Raw genomic sequence first — 17,897 nt, 5'->3', positions numbered from 1 at the left:
ATTTCCCCTTTCGATTTTCGAACTGTTTTTTTAACATTTGTTATTATTCAATTTTAGTTAACGCCGATGAAGCAATTTTTTGGCCATTGCTTAAATGGAGCCAAGTAGTGCCATCTTTCAGTGATACGGATTGAACGGTCGCTGTTTGTTCCGCTCCGTCTTTCTCCCATGTGACCTTATGACCGATGAGTTGGCTTGCTTCAACGAGCGAATTGCCACTTGCGCTTGTTCCGCCTTTAATCTCAGAGATATTGCCCGGTTCTAGCTTCGTGCCATCTGCCAGCGTAAACTCGACTCCACCATCTTTGAACTGAACAGAGACAATTTTACCTGTGCCTTCTGTGACAACTGGCTTCTCCTCAGGATTGTCCTTATTAGGCTCAATTTTATGCCAAGTGACCTCTTTGCCAACAAATGAATTGTAGCTAATCATTTGTGATGCCTGTTGCATTTGCACCAGTTCCTTTATGGCTGATGTCATATTCACTTGCTGTTCAAGTGAGGAGAAGGTAGCCATTTGTGCAATAAAGTCTTTATCTTCCATTGGACTTAATGGATCTTGGTTTTGCAGCTGTACCATTAAGATTTTTAAAAACTCATCTTTTCCAAGACTGCTATTTCCTGTCTTTCTTTCATTTGGCTTATTCGGTAAATATAGACTTGGGTCGATTTTAGACATGCCATCACCTAAACTTCCATATTTTCTAGTACATCTTTAAATTCTTCTATCGGTTGGTCTTCGGTTTCTGTTTGTTGTTGCGGCTGTGGCTGCTCACGCTTCGTTTGTTGTTCTTGCTGAGAGGAACGATCAAACTTTTGCGGATCCGCTTGACTATGGGCCAATTCAATTTTGTCCACCGTGATATTTTGTTGATTAAAAGCATGCTTTAAGCTATGAACATGTTGCTCAAATAAATCTTTCACCATAGAAGTCGAAGAAAGGATCTTTGCTGTCATGACACCATTTTGCTGTAACAACTCAATTCTTAAACTACCAAGTTGCTCTGGATAAAGCTTAATCAGTAACCGATTGCCATTTGGCGTTTTCATTAAGTTAGAATTGCCAAGGATTTGCGAAAATTTTTCGATAAACTGTTCCATATTCATAGGCTTCGGATTCGTTGATACCATCATTGTTAAAGTTTCTATTTTGGAAACTGGATGAAAAACAGATGGAACGATTATGCCTTCTTTAGGCATAGTTTGATTTGTTTTCATCACGGCAGGTGATGATTGCTCCTCACTGACAGATTGATAGTTTTTAAAAGCCTGCTGCAACACACCCTCTAATTTACCAGCAAGTTCTTTCAACATACCTTTTAATACTTGCTGTTGCTCTTTCGTAACGGCCATGCTATCTGCCTTTTCACCAAAAAACCCCCAAATTTTTGCTGCTTGTAACAATGTTTGGACTAATTTCCCTTCACCTTTAGGCCAATCATTAGGCGAAGTAACCGTTAGTAATTGGATTGCATTGAGCAATTGACTCATATCTATTTCATCTGTTTCTTTTGAGTCATTTCCGTTAATCGGTGCTTCTTTTACTATTGTCACATTTTCCATTCTTATATTTGTCAGCTGTTTCATCAGCTTCTCAACCATACTTGTTAACTCCGTCGCATTCATTCCAAGAAACAAAGCAACTTCTTCAAAAGAAGGCATCTGACCATCAGACATCCATTCCTCCGCTACTGCCTTGCTCCCTGAAGCCAGCCCCGGCAATTCGTCAATACTTTTTGCAGTAAGAATTTGTTTCATTGCTTCCAATAGCTGTCCTAGATCACTTGGCATAGCTACACTTGTTTCAGCACTTAACATCGATTGAAATGTAGCCCCAAGCCCTGCTTGCTTAGGTGATGCGACTTGGTTCGTCTGTAAACCACCCAAAAATATATTTCCTACACCTATCATCTATTGGTCACCTCGATGTCTTCTTTCTCATTGAGCCAGCATTTTCGTATACTTTGCAGCTTTTTCTGGCGGGAGTTTCTCTAAGATCTTGGCTTGCTTATCTGTACTCATCGCTGAAATGATATTTACTGCTTCAGCATCAGATAAATTGACGATAATATTCGCGACGTTCTTCGGTGCCATTGATTCATATGTATCAATCAACGGGTTACCGTCTTTATCGTTTGATTTGCTTTTATCGCCTGGCTGGCCATCTCTACTGCCTTCTTGTTGTTTTTGCTGTTGTTCCAATTCAACCTCTAATCGATCTTTTTCAGTTAACAATTTCTCTATTTCCTTATCAGAAGCATCCAACTTTTTTTGTAATTTTTCAATTTCTGCTTTTTGTTCTTCCACTTCTGCCTGTAAGGAAACGAGACGACTTTTAGCTACTTTGCTGTCTTTGGACGATTCACTATCAATCATGGAAGAGACGCCTGGAACACTTCCCCCAAGCTCCTTGGCCTTATCAAAAATATTCACGCCGGCGACCGTCATAACAATTAGTGAAACGGTTACTGCGAAAAGGAGAGGAATCACAATTGCAAAAAGAAGCCATTGAAATTTACTCGTCTTGCTCTCGGTTTCTTGTTCTGCCTTTTCTTTTTTCTTTTTTCTTGCCATAATCGCTCTCACCTAATTTCTTTGGTTCATGAATTGGATCGTTGAAATTTCATCCATTTGGTGCTGCTCCGCCATAAGCAAACTTGCATTAAACTTCTTAAAATCTTTCTCTTTCATTTTTTCATATTTTTTCACTTCAATATTTCTTTCCTGCAATTGCTGTTCACACCATTGCATTTGATTGCGCGCTCGAATTACAATTTGTTGTTGAAAAGCAATCGTTTTCTCAAGATTGGAGACAAATTGTTGATAATGCTGAACCTCATAGATGGAAAAGCCGCTGCCCATTTTCTTTTCTTGATAATCAATGAGCTCTTCTTTTTTCTTTAAAAGCTTATAGAGCTTTTCAGCGGCTTCCTCAAATTTCTTCACCGATTCCATATAGCTATTTTGCATTTCTTCTTTTTCTTGTTCTCTTATTTGTAAAATCTTTTCAAATTTATAGCGATAAGTTACCATTACCATTCTCCTTTTTCAGCTAGCTGAATGAGAGATTGAATGCTTTCCTCTAATGTTACTTTTTCATCTGTTTGCTGCTTTAAAAAGGAGATAATCTTCGGGTAATAATCAATCGCCCGATCAATTTCAGCCGATGATCCCTTTTTATAGGCACCAATATTGATTAAATCTTCAGAGTTCAAGTATGTGCTCATCAATTCTCTTATCATGATGGCAGCTTGTTTATGATCCTTAGAAGCTAAATGGCTCATTAATCGACTGACGCTTTTTAATACATTAATCGCCGGATATTGGCCTTTATTCGCAAGCTCTCGATCTAGCACAATATGTCCGTCAAGAATTCCGCGAACGGCATCAGCAATTGGTTCATTCATATCATCTCCATCAACTAATACCGTATAAAAGGCGGTAATGGTTCCATGGTGATTAGTGCCTGTCCGTTCAAGCAATTTCGGCATAATCGCAAACACAGAAGGAGTATACCCTTTTGTAGCAGGCGGTTCACCTACAGCTAAGCCTACTTCCCGCTGTGCCATAGCCACGCGGGTCACAGAATCCATCATTAACATGACGTTTAAGCCTTTGTCTCGAAAATACTCAGCAATTGCGGTAGCGGTAAACGCGCCTTTAATTCTCATTAATGCCGGTTGATCAGAAGTAGCTGCCACAATAATCGAGCGGGCTCGTCCCTCAGGACCCAGGTCTCTTTCTACAAATTCGCGAACCTCTCTTCCACGCTCACCGATTAAAGCGATCACATTAATATCGGCAGTCGTGTTTCTAGCAATCATTCCGAGCAAGGTACTCTTTCCGACACCGCTACCTGCAAAGATCCCAATTCGTTGCCCTTTTCCCACTGTTAATAAACTATCGATCGCTCTTACTCCCACTTCTAACTTCTCGTTAATGGGCGGTCTGCTTAATGGGTTAGGCGGCTTCTTTTCTGTCCCTACCGTTGTCAATGACTTCGGTAAGGAAGTGCCATCTAAAGGTTCTCCCATAGAGTCAATAACTTTCCCTATTAAAGCTGGGCCTACTTTCACTTCAAGCGACTGACCTGAGTTCTCAACTAAACTCCCGGGAGAAATATCATTAATGTCCCCATAAGGCATTAAAACGACCATTTCTTCTTTAAATCCGATCACTTCTGCAGGAATGCAATTTTTCGGTTGTTCCTCTTTATTCGGATAAATATAACAAACATCACCAATTGAAGCTTTCGGTCCTTGAGATTCTATCATAAGTCCTATTACTCGTTTAATTCGACCATATCTTTTATACGTGTCTAGCTGTTCTATTTTGGAGGACAATGTCGTTATATTCACTGCTTTTCACCTTCAAGAAGTTCGAATAGTTGTGTTCTTAACTGCCATAGCTGACTATCAATTCCAACATCAATTCTTCCTTGTTTCGTATCAATGTAACAGCCGTTTTCTTGAAGCTCCTCATTCGGATAAATGTAAACAAGCGTATCGACAGGAAACATCGCTTCAAGTTCTGCTTTTTGTTCAACAACAAGCGGGTAATGAATAGGGTGAACATGAATTTGAATTTCTCTTTGGTCATATACTTCCTTTAACGCTTGTTGGACAACAGGAAGGAATGTGTTTGGTTGCTCCTTTACTACCTGTCGCAACACTTTCTCAGCGACTTGCATAGCTAAATGTACAATCGTCTTTTCTGCTTGCTGTACATTATTTTGATATTCTTGCTGCGAACTAGCTACCGTTTGTTTCGCTGCTTTAATTAGTTGTTCGTATTCACTGTAGCCCAATTGCTGGCCTTCTTGAATGCCGACTGTTACACCTTCCTCATGAGCTTCCGCTATTAATCGTTTTTTTTCTTCATCCCAGGCTTGCTTTTCTTCATTCACTTGCGTTCGAATTTTTTCACTTTCTTCTCTGGCTTGTTGGATCATTGAATTGGCCTCTATATAGGCTTCATCTAATTTTTTCTGCTTTTCTGCTTCTAACCAAGCCGTTTGCTGACTTTCTGCTTTCTGTTGTTCTGTGTCCAATTCTTTCTCTGACTGAATGACTTTTATTTCAATTATTTTTTCGGATTCTATTTGTATTTCTGTTCGCTGAGATTTAATTAGCCTAGACAATAATATCATCCCCTCCGCCACGCGCGATGATAATTTCACCAGCTTCTTCTAGTCTACGAATAGTAGCTACAATGCGGGATTGAGATTCTTCTACATCACGGAGACGAACAGGCCCCATATACTCCATCTCTTCTTTAAAGGTATCAACCATCCGTTTAGACATATTGCGGAATACGACATCTTTCACTTCTTCGCTAGATACTTTTAGAGAAAGCAATAAATCTTCGTTTTCACAATCGCGAATAACACGCTGAATAGATCGGTTATCCAACGTAACAATATCTTCAAAGACAAACATACGTTTCTTAATTTCTTCTGCTAATTCTGGATCTTGAATTTCAAGCGCATCCAAAATCGTTTTCTCCGTTGAACGATCTACCCCATTCAATACTTCGACAACCGCTTCTACTCCGCCCGTCTGTGTATAGTCTTGAGTCACCGTTGCACTTAACTTTCTCTCAAGAATCGCTTCCACTTCATTAATAATTTCAGGAGATGTGCTATCCATAATAGCAATCCGTTTAGCAATATCCGCTTGCATGTCTTGAGGCAGCTCAGATAAAATCTGGCCTGCTTGTTGCGGATCTAAATAAGATAAAATTAAAGCGATTGTTTGCGGATGTTCATTTTGAATAAAGTTCAATATTTGGCTAGCATCCGCTTTCCTTGCAAAATCAAAAGGTCTGACTTGCAAGGAAGACGTTAGCCGATTAATAATCATTTGCGCTTGGTCTTTCCCAAGAGCTTTCTCTAAAACGGTTTTGGCATAACCAATTCCACCTTGACTAATATAGTCTTGGGCCAGCGCAATGTTATGAAACTCTTCAAATACTTCTTCTTTTACTTCCGATTCAACCTTCTTAACCCCAGAAATCTCTAAAGTTAAACGTTCGATCTCCTCTTCAGACAAATGCTTATATACTGACGCAGAGACGTCAGGACCAAGAGAAATAAGAAGAATGGCTGCTTTTTGTTTACCTGTTAATTTTTTGTCTCTCACGACCACATCCAACCCCTCCTAATCCTCTGATAACCATGATCGTAGTAATTTAGCGAATTCTTCCGGTTTATCTTTTGCCATTTTCTCCAATTGTTTTCTTTTCACAGATCCTTCATCTGTTATTTGTTCAATGTCAGCAATCGTCTCTGGAAGTTCTAACCTGTCTTCCAACTCTTCCTCGTCATCCTCTTCATTTCTACGCGAGCGAATCATTAGGAAAATTAACAAACCAATCACAGCTAATAAAATTCCACCAATAACATAAGCCCACCAAGGTAGTAAAGGCTGAGCTTCCTCTTTAAAATCAACCTTTCCTTTAAATGGCTGAACAGAAACAGAAATTTTATCCTCTACGTCTTGATCAGTAAGTGCTTCTCCATACCCTTTGTCAATAGATGTGCGAACGATCGTTCCAAGCATTTGTTCAATATCATCTACCCGCTCTTGCGGAAGTGAGTCAGGATCGTTTGATTTAGGCGGTTCCACCATCACTTGAATACCTAAATCTCTAATTTTATAAGGGCTTTCGGTAATCACTTTACGAATGCGATTCACTTCATTATTAATGGTCTCTTCTGTTCGTTCGTAATCTCCTGATTCTCCGGCCCCTTGCATGTAAGTAGAGCCGAGTGCATCAGCAGGATCTTCTCCTTGCGGAACACCACCAGCAGGCGTCCCATTACCGGTAAACGTTTCTGTAATCCGTTGAGCACTGATTTGAATGCCTTCCATGTTGTCTTCATCTACAGGAGTAACAAGATTCTCTTCTCTTTTTTCTTGTGTAAAGTCAATATCGGCCGTAACGGATGCGACCACTTTCCCTTGTCCCATTAACGTGCCGAGCATATTTTGAACTTGACGCTGGATATCGCGTTCAATTTGCCTTTTCACATCCATTTGCTGAACAAGGCTATTTCCAGATAATGAATCCCCATTTTGAATATCAAAGTATTCGAAGTTTTGGTTCATAATCACGATATTTTCTGTCGGTAAATTCGGTACGCTTTTAGACACTAAATGATACAAGGACTTAATTTGCTTTTCATCAAACTGATATCCTGGTTCGGTATTTAATACGACTGACGCAGAGGCTTTTTCTCCATTCTCCTTAATAAATACATCTTTTTCAGGGAGAGTGATCATTACTTTTGCATCTCGTACCCCTTCAATTCCTGTCATGAGCTGAGCTAATTCAGTCTGCATAGCATCAATCTTCATGATGTTAAACTCGTTATCTGTCATCCCAAAACCGGCATTTTCACTAAAGAAACTATAATCAATATTTCCTGATTTCGGGAGTCCTTCAGCCGCCAGATCCACTTTTAAGGTGTCTACTGCTTCTTGCGGAACAAGAATTCCTGTTCCACCTTCCGTGATCTCATATTTAACTCCTCGCCCATCTAGATTTTCCTTAATTGCTCCAATCTCAGTCGGGGAAAGATCACTATATAGTGGAACCATATTCTTTTTCGTTGCAAGAAGGACTGTTACAGTAATAGCTGTGACAAACAGTAAAAAAGCGCTTATACCTATGATTTTTTGCTTTTTCGTTCGGCTATTCCAGTATTCTTTCACTCGATTTACTTGCTGACTAAATTTATCATTCATCACAATCCCCCGGTTAATTCACTGCTAATTGCAAATTTTTTATATTCTATTACATTTGCATTCTCATGATCTCTTGATAAGCTTCAACTACTTTATTTCTTACTTCCATTGTCAGTTGCATAGAAATACTTGCTTTTTGACTTGCGATGAGTACTTGATGAAGATCAACATTTTCTCCACGAATTAATTTATCCGTCATTTGTGTTGATTTTGTCTCTGATTTATTCAATTCATTAATTGAGTTCTTAAGCACACTAGCAAAACTCTCTTGTGCTTCACTGGGTGAAACTTTTTTACTACTGTCTATCGCATTTGTTTTTATAAAAGGGGACACTCCCTGAATCGATTCGATAGCCATTCATTTAACCTCCATTATTTCCCGATTTCTAACGCTTTCATCATCATCGACTTAGATGAATTGAATACTGTTACATTAGCCTCATACGACCTTGTCGCAGACATCAAATCTACCATTTCTCTTAATGGATCTACATTAGGCATTTGTACATACCCTTCCTCATTCGCATCCGGATGGCTTGGATCATAAATCATTTTATAAGGAGTGACGTTATCATCAATAATTTTAGTCACTTTCACTCCATCGCCTACACCATTTATTTGCTTGCCCATCGCTTTATGCAAAAAATTAGCAAACTGCCCTTGTTTTGGCTGTAACACAACAGACTTCCGTTGATATGGCTGCCATTTCCCATCTACTAATTTTGCACGAGTAGACTCCATATTAGCCATATTAGAAGAAACGACATCCATTCTTAATCTTTGAGCTGTTAAAGCTGATGAAGTAATGTTCATGCTTTGGAACATGGACATGTTACTTTCCTCCTTTAATTACATTTGTAAGAGAAGTAAACTTCCCAGCCATTCGATCAGCAAGCGCATTAAAATAGATTTGATTGGTCGCTAAATCCGACATTTCTTTATCCACATCTACACTATTGCCATTTTGGTTGTAAGACACATTTTGTTTCGTCACAATAGCAGGATGCTGACCGCTTGATTGAAATTCAAAATGACGAAAATCTGTGCGATTAGCTGTTATTTGCTCACTGATCGTCTCAGCAAACACTTTTTTAAAACTCACATCTTTTGCTTTATAGTTAGGTGTATCCGCATTAGCAATATTATTTGCCAACGTTTTTTGCTTCAGTGCTGAATAATTCAATCCTTTCTCTAAGGATACGAAAGACCCACCAAATAAATTCACTTACCATCACTCCAACTTTATGATTTTATGATATAAATTCGACGTATTTACGTATATTTAGACAATTACATTTAAAAATTATGTCAATAAATATACTACAAATATGATGTTTTCACATTATAATTCACAAAAATTATTATTTTTTTTTTAAAAACAATATACGAGAACTTAGATTTAGGACATTAGGTATAATAAACCCATTTTTTTGGAATCATATATCCTTATTTAATCACAAATTCCTATAAACAACAAATGATAAAAAGCACAAATTTAGTAAAATCCAATAAAAAACCACCTGTTTTTTACAGGTGGTTTTTTATTCTATTTATTATATTAGTTTGATTTTAATTTTTCGAGCTCCATTAAAAACTTGTCGTTTAGCACTTTAATATATGTTCCCTTCATACCTAATGAGCGAGATTCGATCACACCAGCACTTTCTAATTTACGAAGCGCATTCACAATCACTGAACGTGTAATACCTACCCGGTCAGCAATTTTAGATGCCACTAGCAAACCTTCTTTCCCATCTAATTCTTCAAAAATGTGCTCAATCGCTTCTAATTCACTATAAGATAATGAACTAATAGCCATCTGAACAACTGCTTTGCTTCTTGCTTCCTCTTCAATCTCTTCTGCTTTCTCGCGAAGAATTTCCATTCCTACTACCGTTGCACCATATTCTGCTAAAATCAGATCATCTTCATGGAATTGTTCTTCAAGACGGGCAAGAACTAAAGTTCCTAAACGTTCTCCAGCACCGCTGATTGGAACAATAGTCGTATAGCCATTTTTAAATAGTTCTTTATTTTCGATAGGAAATGCCGTATACTCACTGTTTACATCTAAATTTGAAGAAGTTTCTTGAATATTAAAAAGGTTTTTTGTGTACTCTTCAGGGAATTGACGCTCAGCTAACATTTTCTTCATGCGCTCATTCTCGATTTGTTGATTCACACCAAACCCTAACAATTTACCACGACGGCTAACAACGAAAATGTTTGCTTCAATAACTTCAGATAAAGACTCTGCCATTTCTTTGAAATTCACTGACTTCCCAGCAGCATTTTGCAGCATTTTATTAATCTTTCTTGTTTTATCTAATAAATTCATAATTAAATCCTCCTACAAGTGACTGAATACTGTACAGTCGATCCTAGTACTTCATTTTTTACATACAGTTCATATTACCCTTATTATGAGTATTTTGAAACATCATAATATAAATTGACTTAAGTCTTTATTACGTGAAATTACCTCTAGCTTCTCATTAACATACTGAGAGGTAATGGTGATCTTCTCCAATGTAATATCAGGAGCTTCGAAGGATAAATCTTCAAGCAACTTTTCCATAATCGTATGAAGTCTGCGAGCACCGATATTATCCGTGTTTTGATTGACTTCAAAGGCAATCTCAGCAATTCTACGAATAGCATCGTCAGAAAATTCAATTTCTATACCTTCTGTTTCCAATAATGCATGATATTGCTTTAATAATGCATGATCCGGTTCGATAAGTATTCGAACAAAATCTTCAACAGCTAGTTTTTGTAATTCGACACGAATAGGAAAACGCCCTTGGAGCTCAGGAATTAAATCGGATGGTTTTGACATATGAAAAGCTCCTGCTGCAATAAACAGAATAAAGTCCGTTTTGATGGAGCCATATTTAGTAACAACTGTTGATCCTTCAACAATTGGTAAAATGTCTCTTTGCACTCCTTCTCTTGAGACACTTCCCGATGATGAGGCCGCACCTTTAGCAGCTACTTTATCGATTTCATCAATAAAAATGATCCCTGTTTGTTCCGCACGATTCACGGCTTCCTGCGTTACATCATCCATATCAATAAGCTTTTGTGCTTCTTCCATCGTTAATACTTTGCGCGCTTCTTTCACCGTCAATTTTCTTTTCTTTTTCTTTTTAGGCATTAAACTGCCAAGTGCATCTTGCATATTCATTCCCATTTGTTCCATACCTGAGCCTTGGAACATATCAAACATCGAAGGAGGCTGTTCTTCCACTTCAATGGTTACCATTTCCTCTTCCATCTCACCACGTGCTAGTCGATCAGCCAGTGTTCTTCGCTGTTCCCGAATAGTGACTTCTTCTGAAGAATCATCCGGATTCGCATCTACTTGATTCCCATTTCCGCCAAACAGCATTTCAAAGGGGTTTTTCACCGTAGCGGTTTTCTTTTTTGAGGGCACTAATAACTCAACTAACCGTTTATTAGCTGCGACTTTTGCAGGTTCCTGCACAGCTTGGATCCGCTCCTCTTTGACCACTCTAACAGCGGTTTCCACTAAGTCACGAACCATGGATTCGACATCGCGCCCAACATAGCCAACTTCTGTGAACTTTGTCGCTTCTACCTTTACAAAAGGAGCTCCAGATAATTTAGCCATTCGACGAGCAATTTCTGTTTTACCTACTCCTGTTGGGCCGATCATTAATATATTTTTAGGAATGACTTCATCACGTATTTTTTCATGCAATAAGCTGCGGCGATAACGATTTCGCAACGCAACCGCTACCGCTTTTTTTGCCTCTTTTTGCCCAACAATATACTGATCCAAACGTTCGACAATTTGTCTAGGTGTCAGTTGTAATGATTTATTGTCCATGTTTATTCACTCCTCAGTCGAGTTCTTCCACAATGATTTTATCATTCGTATACACACATATTTCACCAGCAATTTCAAGTGCGGCTTTAGCGATTTCTTTAGCTGTTAAATGCTCACCGGAAAATTTCTTCAATGCTCTCCCAGCAGATAAAGCATAATTACCGCCAGAACCAATCGCTAATATCCCATCATCTGGCTCAATCACTTCTCCTGTGCCAGAAATCAAGAGCAGATTGGATTGATCCATCACGATCAACATCGCTTCTAACCTGCGCAGTACCTTATCTGATCTCCACTCTTTCGCAAGTTCCACAGCTGCACGCTGCAAGTTTCCGTTGTACTCTTGAAGTCGATTTTCAAATAACTCAAAAAGAGTAAAAGCATCGGCCACTGAACCAGCAAAGCCAGCAAGCACTTTTCCATTAAATAATTTACGTACTTTTCTAGCGGTATGTTTCATGACTACAGCATTTCCAAATGTCACCTGACCATCTCCGGACATGGCACACTTTCCTTTATGCTGCACCGCAAATATTGTCGTTGCATGAAATTGTTCCATCGCTTTAGACCTCCTTTAGGCACGCGGATGATGTGATACGTATGTTTTCCGTAAATGTTCTTTCGTGATATGTGTATAAATTTGAGTGGAAGATAAGTGAGCATGGCCAAGCAATTCCTGTACCGTCCTCATATCCGCTCCATTATTTAATAAATGAGTAGCAAAGGTATGCCGCAACATATGCGGATGAATCTTACCTGTTAACGAAGCCTTGCTCATAAGCTTTGTTAATATATAGCGAATTCCTCTCGATGTCAATGGAGCTCCTCGATGATTAACGAATAAATAATCGTGCTTTTCGACAGATTTCATTAACCCTTCTCTCTGTTCACATATGTATCTTTCGAGTGCTTGGTGAGCAAAGCTGCCAAAAGGTACATAACGCTGCTTCTGACCTTTCCCATGAACAAGCATGACAGACATCTCCAAATCAATATCCTTTAACTCGATTGCTGCACATTCACTCACGCGTATCCCCGTTGCATAAAGCAATTCTAACAATGCCTTATTACGTACTTGCAACGGGCTGTCTCCTTCGCATGCTACAAAAAGTTCTTCCACTTCTTCTTCGTAAAAAAAAGAAGGTAGCTTTTCCCCTTTTTTTGCCTGTTGAACAAGAGTAAAAGGATTTTCCTTCACCACTTTTTCCCGAACTAAATAACGAAAAAAGCTTCGCAGGCTGGAGACTTTTCTGGCAATAGATGACCTGGCCATCCGTTTTTCATAAAGTTTCGTCAAATACACACGCACGTTAAAATACTCAACCTGATCTAATGTCACTATTCCTTGTTCATTCATGAACAAAAAGAATTCATTAATATCTCGAGTGTAGCCGTCTATTGTATAAGCAGAGTAATTTTTCTCGATCCGTAAATATTCAATAAAATCCTTTAAATAATGATTGAAAAGTGTAGACATGAACACACCCCACAAAGGCTACTACATAGTATCACACTACTTTAACCCACGCAACAAAGTTTACAAACTTTTCACAAAAGTTTGAATTTTTTCTAATGCTCGAGTAGCATGAGCTTCATAGCGCTCTTTTTTATTCCTAATCTTAACAGGAAGTTCAGGAAATAAGCCAAAGTTCGCATTCATTGGTTGGAAGTTTTTTTCATTCGCTGTTGTAATATAACGAGCCATGCTGCCAATCGCTGTTTCAGGAGGAGCAATTAATGGTTCTTCTCCTTTTGCTAATTGCGCCGCATTGATTCCCGCAATTAAACCGCTAGCAGCCGATTCAACGTAGCCCTCAACTCCGGTCATCTGACCAGCAAAAAATAAACGATCTTGTTCTTTTAATTGATAAGTCGGCTGTAATACTTTTGGAGAATTAATGAATGTATTTCTGTGCATTACTCCATAACGAACAATTTCTGCTTCCTCAAGACCTGGAATTAGTCTCAATACTTCTTTTTGCGGACCCCATTTTAAGTGCGTTTGAAACCCAACTATATTATACAAAGTCCCTGCTGCATCGTCTTGTCTTAACTGCACAACAGCATAAGGTCTTTTTCCTGTCTTCGGGTCTTCCAAGCCGACAGGTTTCATCGGACCAAACAGCATTGTTTTCTTGCCGCGCTTAGCCAACACTTCAATTGGCATACAACCTTCAAAAAATATTTCCTTTTCAAACTCTTTTAAAGGAACGGTTTCAGCTGAAATTAATGCCTCATAAAAACGATCGAACTCTTCCTCCGTCATCGGACAGTTTAAATAAGCTGCTTCCCCTTTATCGTAACGAGATTTCAAATATACCTTATTCATATCTATGCTGTCTTTTTCAAGAATAGGTGCTGCTGCATCATAAAAATACAAATAATCTTCGCCTGTCAATTCCTTTAATTTTTGAGACAACGCTGGACTAGTCAACGGTCCAGTAGCAATAACAGTAATCCCCTCTGGAATTTCTGTCACTTCTTCATGAAACACAGTCACATTCGGATGATTCTTTACCCGTTCTGTTACTTTCGCGGCAAACTCATGCCGATCGACAGCTAACGCTCCTCCTGCCGGCACGGCACAATCATCCGCGGCAGAAATAATGACAGAGTTTAAATGTCTCATTTCTTCTTTCAATACACCAACAGCGTTTGTTAGTCCATTTGCACGCAATGAATTACTACATACTAGTTCCGCAAACTTGTCCGTATGGTGAGCAGGAGTTTGCTTCACTGGACGCATTTCATATAGATGCACCTTGATCCCTCTCTCTGCTATTTGAAACGCAGCCTCACTTCCTGCTAAACCAGCACCTATGACGTTAACTGTTTGCTCCATCTTTACATAACCTCCTGAATAATTAGTGGTACGTACAATTATATCCCTACAGCATTGTACAACAGACGTTCCCATAAAAAAAGCATTATATACTAAAAAAACAGAAAAAAGCGGGTTCTCCCCGCTTTTATGTCTGTGGTTCCTCTTTATAATCACAATTGGTACATTGAATCTGTACGCCTTTTTTCAATTTCTTTTCGATCAGCAATTGCTCGCATTTTGGACATTTTCTTTCAATCGGCTTATCCCATGATAGAAAATCACATTCTGGAAAGTGATCGCAACCGTAAAAAATTCGTCGTTTTTTACTTTTTCTTTCTATTATATTACCTTCTTTACATTTCGGACATTTCACACCGATCTCTTTCACAATAGCTTTTGTATTTCGGCAATCAGGAAAATTAGAGCAAGCCATAAATTTCCCATATCTCCCCATTTTGAAGACCATCGGATGACCACAAACTTCACAATCTTCACCTGCTGGTTCATCTTTAATCTCGACTTGCTCCATCTCGGCTTCTGCCTTAACTAAGTGCTGCTCAAACCCTTGATAAAATTCATCAATCACCTGAACCCATTCAACTTGTCCCTCTTCCACTCCATCGAGATCTCTTTCCATTTTCGCAGTAAACTCTACGTCAATAATGTCAGAGAAAAATTCAACCATTAATTCATGAACAATTTCACCTAACTCTGTCGGAACAAAGCGTTTGTTGTCTAATGCAACATAGCCGCGTTTTTGAATCGTATCTAGCGTCGGTGCAAAAGTTGATGGTCGGCCAATACCAAGTTCTTCAAGTGTTTTCACAAGACGGGCTTCCGTGTATCTTGGTGGAGGCTGAGTGAAATGCTGTTTCGGATCAATTTCTTCCGACGTCACCTTGTCCCCCACTTCTAAGTTGGGCAATTGCTTTTCTTTTTCTTCTTGTCCATCATCCGATCCTTCAACGTATACCTTCATAAATCCAGGGAATTTAATTTTGGAACCGGTTGCACGAAATGTTATTTCCCCATTGACTACATCAGCACTCACCGTGTCCATCACGGCTGGGGCCATTTGACTAGCAAGGAATCGCTCCCAAATCAATTTGTATAAGCGAAGTTGATCTCTCGATAAAAAGTTTTTCAGGCTGCTTGGCTCTTTTAAAATACTCGTAGGACGAATCGCTTCATGTGCATCTTGAGCATTCGATTGTTTTTTTTCTTTTTTAGGCGCTGCTTTTGTTGTGAACTCTTCCCCATGGGTCCCTTTCACATAATCGTATGCTTCTTTTTGCGCTATTTCAGAAATCCTAGTGGAGTCCGTTCTCATATACGTAATTAAACCAACTGTTCCTTCTTTCCCGAGATCGATCCCTTCATACAGTTGCTGAGCAAGCATCATCGTTTTCTTCGCTCTAAAATTCAGTTTACGTGCTGCTTCCTGCTGTAAAGATGATGTCGTAAATGGTGGAGCCGGATTTCTTTTTCGCTCTTTCTTTGTCACACTTGCCAGCTGAAATTCATTGCCTTGAATGGCTGAAAGGATGGCTTTCACGTCTTCCTCTGATTGCAGAGCTACTTTCTTCCCAGCTTTCCCGTAAAACGTCGCTTGGAATGTATCTTGTCCCTTCAAAAACTTCGCATCAATCGTCCAATATTCTTCTGGTTGAAAATGTTGAATTTCTTTTTCGCGGTCAATAATTAGTCGTAACGCCACCGACTGCACTCTTCCTGCACTAAGACCTTTTTTGACTTTCTTCCAAAGAAGAGGGCTGATGTTATAGCCCACAAGCCGATCTAATATTCTCCGTGCTTGTTGAGCATCAACAAGATCCATGTTAATCGGTCTTGGATGTTTAAAAGACTCTTTAATAGCATCTTTTGTAATTTCATTAAAAACAACACGGCAGTCCGAAGAAATATCCAAATTCAAGCTGTGCGCTAAATGCCAAGCAATGGCTTCCCCTTCTCTGTCCGGGTCAGCTGCAAGATAAATTTTCTTTGCTTTTTTGGCTGCTGTTTTTAATTCTTTTAAAACGGGACCTTTTCCGCGAATCGTTATATATTTCGGTTCATATTGATGATTTATATCTACACCCATCTGACTTTTGGGTAGATCGCGCACATGTCCCATGGATGCTTTCACTTTATATTTCTTCCCCAAATAACGTTCAATCGTTTTTGCTTTTGCAGGGGATTCCACTATTACTAAATAATCTGACATACAAAAACCTCCCCTAGAGGTGAAAATAAATAGATGTAACAAACATTATTATCTGCCGGAATAAATATTGTCAATGAATTTACGTTTATTTTTTCTATTTCGTTTTCACTGTATAATTATTTCATCTTCTCTATAATTAAAAATCATGATTCTTTTGCAAAATTTAATACAGATTACAAAGAATTGCAACCTTTTTTTTAAAAACTTTCCAAAAAGAATCACAAAAAGAGACGGTTATACCGAGTTTCTTCATTATATTTTCATCAAATTTTAATAATTTCGTCTAAAATATCTTCACTCGTTCTTACTAGTTTCGCTCCATCATTGATTAAATCATTCGTTCCTTCCGATAAAGGATCCGTGATGTTTCCTGGAATACAAAATACTTCTCTTCCTTGTTCTAAAGCACAATAGGCAGTAATTAACGAGCCGCTCCTTTTTCTAGCCTGTACAACCAATGTCCCAAGTGAAAGACCGCTTATAATTCGATTTCTAGCTGGAAATTGCCATTTTGCCGGGCGGACAGTAGGAGGATATTCTGATAGGATGAGTTGAGATTTCGCCATTTGACGAGCAAGCTCAATGTTTTCTGCTGGATACAAGTGATTAAATCCGCCGGCGATCACCGCTATAGTACGGCCAGATAGTTTCATTGCTTCTTTATGAGCCATTGTATCTATCCCTTTTGCTAAACCACTAACGATGACACAATGATGTTCTACTAGTTTAGGCATAAGCAATTGGATGGACCGCAAGCCATACTCACTTGCTTTTCTAGCTCCAACGATCGCCAACTTTCGTTCAGCTGAAAGCAAAGAGAGATCCCCTAACGCGTACAATCCCCAAGGAGGCTGTGGCAGATTCAATAAAAGTTCGGGGTACTTTTCACTAGAAAGAGGAATAAAGGAGATATTTTTTGATTTGTATAGTTTAAGAGTGGGTTCAATAGGTTGTTGTAAGTGTTTAATAATCTGAGAGGATTGAGAATTTGGGATGTTTAATAAGGAAGAATAATAGGAAGTTGAATAATTATACAACCCTTCTAAAGACGGATCTTGTTTTAATAATAAATAGATGGATTTCCAACCTATTGATGGACAATGCTGTAAGTGAATAAGCTTTTTTGTGAACAGGTCCACAGGACAAACTCCCCCTTTTTTAATGATGCCGCTTTTGACTTATTTATAAGCCAAAATAGTCATCCGACACATCAAGAATCAACATGATGACTTATAAGAGAAACAGCCC

Annotated in this window: 18 protein-coding genes; all 18 read right to left on the bottom strand. The window is 38.8% G+C overall.

Features of this window, described 5'->3' with window-relative positions; genetic code table 11:
- Positions 1-43 precede the first annotated feature (43 nt).
- Positions 44-679: a flagellar hook assembly protein FlgD gene (flgD, locus tag IRB43_RS04855; RefSeq protein WP_203362309.1), complete on the bottom strand. Its 636-nt coding sequence runs from the start codon at positions 677-679 to the stop codon at positions 44-46.
- Positions 680-687: 8 nt separating this feature from the next.
- The gene (locus tag IRB43_RS04850; protein ID WP_203362308.1) at positions 688-1,911 is read right to left on the bottom strand and encodes a flagellar hook-length control protein FliK; all 1,224 of its coding nucleotides are present in this window, start codon (positions 1,909-1,911) and stop codon (positions 688-690) included.
- A 27-nt stretch (positions 1,912-1,938) separates the two neighbouring features.
- Positions 1,939-2,574 carry a MotE family protein gene (locus tag IRB43_RS04845; RefSeq protein ID WP_203362307.1) on the bottom strand — a complete coding sequence of 212 codons (636 nt, stop codon included), beginning with the start codon at positions 2,572-2,574 and terminating at the stop codon, positions 1,939-1,941.
- A gap of 12 nt (positions 2,575-2,586) precedes the next feature.
- Positions 2,587-3,033 carry a flagellar export protein FliJ gene (fliJ, locus tag IRB43_RS04840; protein ID WP_203362306.1) on the bottom strand — a complete coding sequence of 149 codons (447 nt, stop codon included), beginning with the start codon at positions 3,031-3,033 and terminating at the stop codon, positions 2,587-2,589.
- Positions 3,033-4,358 carry a flagellar protein export ATPase FliI gene (gene fliI, locus IRB43_RS04835; protein ID WP_203362305.1) on the bottom strand — a complete coding sequence of 442 codons (1,326 nt, stop codon included), beginning with the start codon at positions 4,356-4,358 and terminating at the stop codon, positions 3,033-3,035. The genes fliJ and fliI overlap by 1 nt, the downstream gene beginning before the upstream one ends.
- Positions 4,355-5,140 (bottom strand): flagellar assembly protein FliH, encoded by a 786-nt coding sequence (gene fliH, locus IRB43_RS04830; RefSeq protein WP_203362304.1) that lies wholly within the window; start codon positions 5,138-5,140, stop codon positions 4,355-4,357. Before fliH ends, fliI begins: the two co-directional genes overlap by 4 nt.
- Positions 5,133-6,146 carry a flagellar motor switch protein FliG gene (gene fliG, locus IRB43_RS04825; protein ID WP_203362303.1) on the bottom strand — a complete coding sequence of 338 codons (1,014 nt, stop codon included), beginning with the start codon at positions 6,144-6,146 and terminating at the stop codon, positions 5,133-5,135. The genes fliH and fliG overlap by 8 nt, the downstream gene beginning before the upstream one ends.
- A gap of 12 nt (positions 6,147-6,158) precedes the next feature.
- Complete coding sequence (fliF, locus tag IRB43_RS04820; protein ID WP_203362302.1) at positions 6,159-7,748, bottom strand: flagellar basal-body MS-ring/collar protein FliF; 1,590 nt, start codon at positions 7,746-7,748, stop codon at positions 6,159-6,161.
- A 49-nt stretch (positions 7,749-7,797) separates the two neighbouring features.
- Positions 7,798-8,106, bottom strand: coding sequence for a flagellar hook-basal body complex protein FliE (gene fliE / locus IRB43_RS04815; protein WP_203362301.1), 309 nt, complete (start codon positions 8,104-8,106; stop codon positions 7,798-7,800).
- 14 nt (positions 8,107-8,120) lie between these two features.
- Positions 8,121-8,579 carry a flagellar basal body rod protein FlgC gene (gene flgC, locus IRB43_RS04810; protein ID WP_203362300.1) on the bottom strand — a complete coding sequence of 153 codons (459 nt, stop codon included), beginning with the start codon at positions 8,577-8,579 and terminating at the stop codon, positions 8,121-8,123.
- Position 8,580: 1 nt separating this feature from the next.
- Positions 8,581-8,973, bottom strand: a complete 393-nt coding sequence (flgB, locus tag IRB43_RS04805) for a flagellar basal body rod protein FlgB (protein ID WP_203362299.1) — start codon at positions 8,971-8,973, stop codon at positions 8,581-8,583.
- A gap of 333 nt (positions 8,974-9,306) precedes the next feature.
- Positions 9,307-10,086 (bottom strand): GTP-sensing pleiotropic transcriptional regulator CodY, encoded by a 780-nt coding sequence (gene codY, locus IRB43_RS04800; protein ID WP_203362298.1) that lies wholly within the window; start codon positions 10,084-10,086, stop codon positions 9,307-9,309.
- A gap of 102 nt (positions 10,087-10,188) precedes the next feature.
- Positions 10,189-11,601 (bottom strand): HslU--HslV peptidase ATPase subunit, encoded by a 1,413-nt coding sequence (gene hslU, locus IRB43_RS04795; RefSeq protein ID WP_203362297.1) that lies wholly within the window; start codon positions 11,599-11,601, stop codon positions 10,189-10,191.
- A gap of 13 nt (positions 11,602-11,614) precedes the next feature.
- A complete protein-coding gene (gene hslV, locus IRB43_RS04790; RefSeq protein ID WP_203362296.1) occupies positions 11,615-12,160 on the bottom strand; it encodes an ATP-dependent protease subunit HslV in 546 nt (181 codons plus the stop codon).
- A gap of 15 nt (positions 12,161-12,175) precedes the next feature.
- Positions 12,176-13,078 carry a tyrosine recombinase XerC gene (xerC, locus tag IRB43_RS04785; protein WP_203362295.1) on the bottom strand — a complete coding sequence of 301 codons (903 nt, stop codon included), beginning with the start codon at positions 13,076-13,078 and terminating at the stop codon, positions 12,176-12,178.
- Positions 13,079-13,138: 60 nt separating this feature from the next.
- Positions 13,139-14,443: an FADH(2)-oxidizing methylenetetrahydrofolate--tRNA-(uracil(54)-C(5))-methyltransferase TrmFO gene (gene trmFO / locus IRB43_RS04780; protein ID WP_203362294.1), complete on the bottom strand. Its 1,305-nt coding sequence runs from the start codon at positions 14,441-14,443 to the stop codon at positions 13,139-13,141.
- A gap of 127 nt (positions 14,444-14,570) precedes the next feature.
- Positions 14,571-16,649, bottom strand: coding sequence for a type I DNA topoisomerase (gene topA / locus IRB43_RS04775; protein ID WP_203362293.1), 2,079 nt, complete (start codon positions 16,647-16,649; stop codon positions 14,571-14,573).
- A gap of 263 nt (positions 16,650-16,912) precedes the next feature.
- Complete coding sequence (gene dprA / locus IRB43_RS04770) at positions 16,913-17,788, bottom strand: DNA-processing protein DprA (RefSeq protein ID WP_203362292.1); 876 nt, start codon at positions 17,786-17,788, stop codon at positions 16,913-16,915.
- Positions 17,789-17,897: the final 109 nt, after the last annotated feature.

The organism is Bacillus sp. REN10, from assembly GCF_016820555.1.
Lineage (GTDB): Bacteria > Bacillota > Bacilli > Bacillales > Domibacillaceae > Bacillus_CE.
The sequence above is the reverse complement of the archived record's forward strand: the minus strand, read 5'-3'. Positions and strand labels throughout refer to the sequence as shown.

Coding starts and splice junctions, on each gene's coding strand:
- flgD (WP_203362309.1), bottom strand. CDS start 679: ATGTCTAAAATCGACCCAAGTCTATATTTACCGAATAAGCCAAATGAA.
- IRB43_RS04850 (WP_203362308.1), bottom strand. CDS start 1,911: ATGATAGGTGTAGGAAATATATTTTTGGGTGGTTTACAGACGAACCAA.
- IRB43_RS04845 (WP_203362307.1), bottom strand. CDS start 2,574: ATGGCAAGAAAAAAGAAAAAAGAAAAGGCAGAACAAGAAACCGAGAGC.
- fliJ (WP_203362306.1), bottom strand. CDS start 3,033: ATGGTAACTTATCGCTATAAATTTGAAAAGATTTTACAAATAAGAGAA.
- fliF (WP_203362302.1), bottom strand. CDS start 7,748: ATGAATGATAAATTTAGTCAGCAAGTAAATCGAGTGAAAGAATACTGG.
- fliE (WP_203362301.1), bottom strand. CDS start 8,106: ATGGCTATCGAATCGATTCAGGGAGTGTCCCCTTTTATAAAAACAAAT.
- flgC (WP_203362300.1), bottom strand. CDS start 8,579: ATGTCCATGTTCCAAAGCATGAACATTACTTCATCAGCTTTAACAGCT.
- codY (WP_203362298.1), bottom strand. CDS start 10,086: ATGAATTTATTAGATAAAACAAGAAAGATTAATAAAATGCTGCAAAAT.
- hslU (WP_203362297.1), bottom strand. CDS start 11,601: ATGGACAATAAATCATTACAACTGACACCTAGACAAATTGTCGAACGT.
- hslV (WP_203362296.1), bottom strand. CDS start 12,160: ATGGAACAATTTCATGCAACGACAATATTTGCGGTGCAGCATAAAGGA.
- xerC (WP_203362295.1), bottom strand. CDS start 13,078: ATGTCTACACTTTTCAATCATTATTTAAAGGATTTTATTGAATATTTA.
- trmFO (WP_203362294.1), bottom strand. CDS start 14,443: ATGGAGCAAACAGTTAACGTCATAGGTGCTGGTTTAGCAGGAAGTGAG.
- topA (WP_203362293.1), bottom strand. CDS start 16,649: ATGTCAGATTATTTAGTAATAGTGGAATCCCCTGCAAAAGCAAAAACG.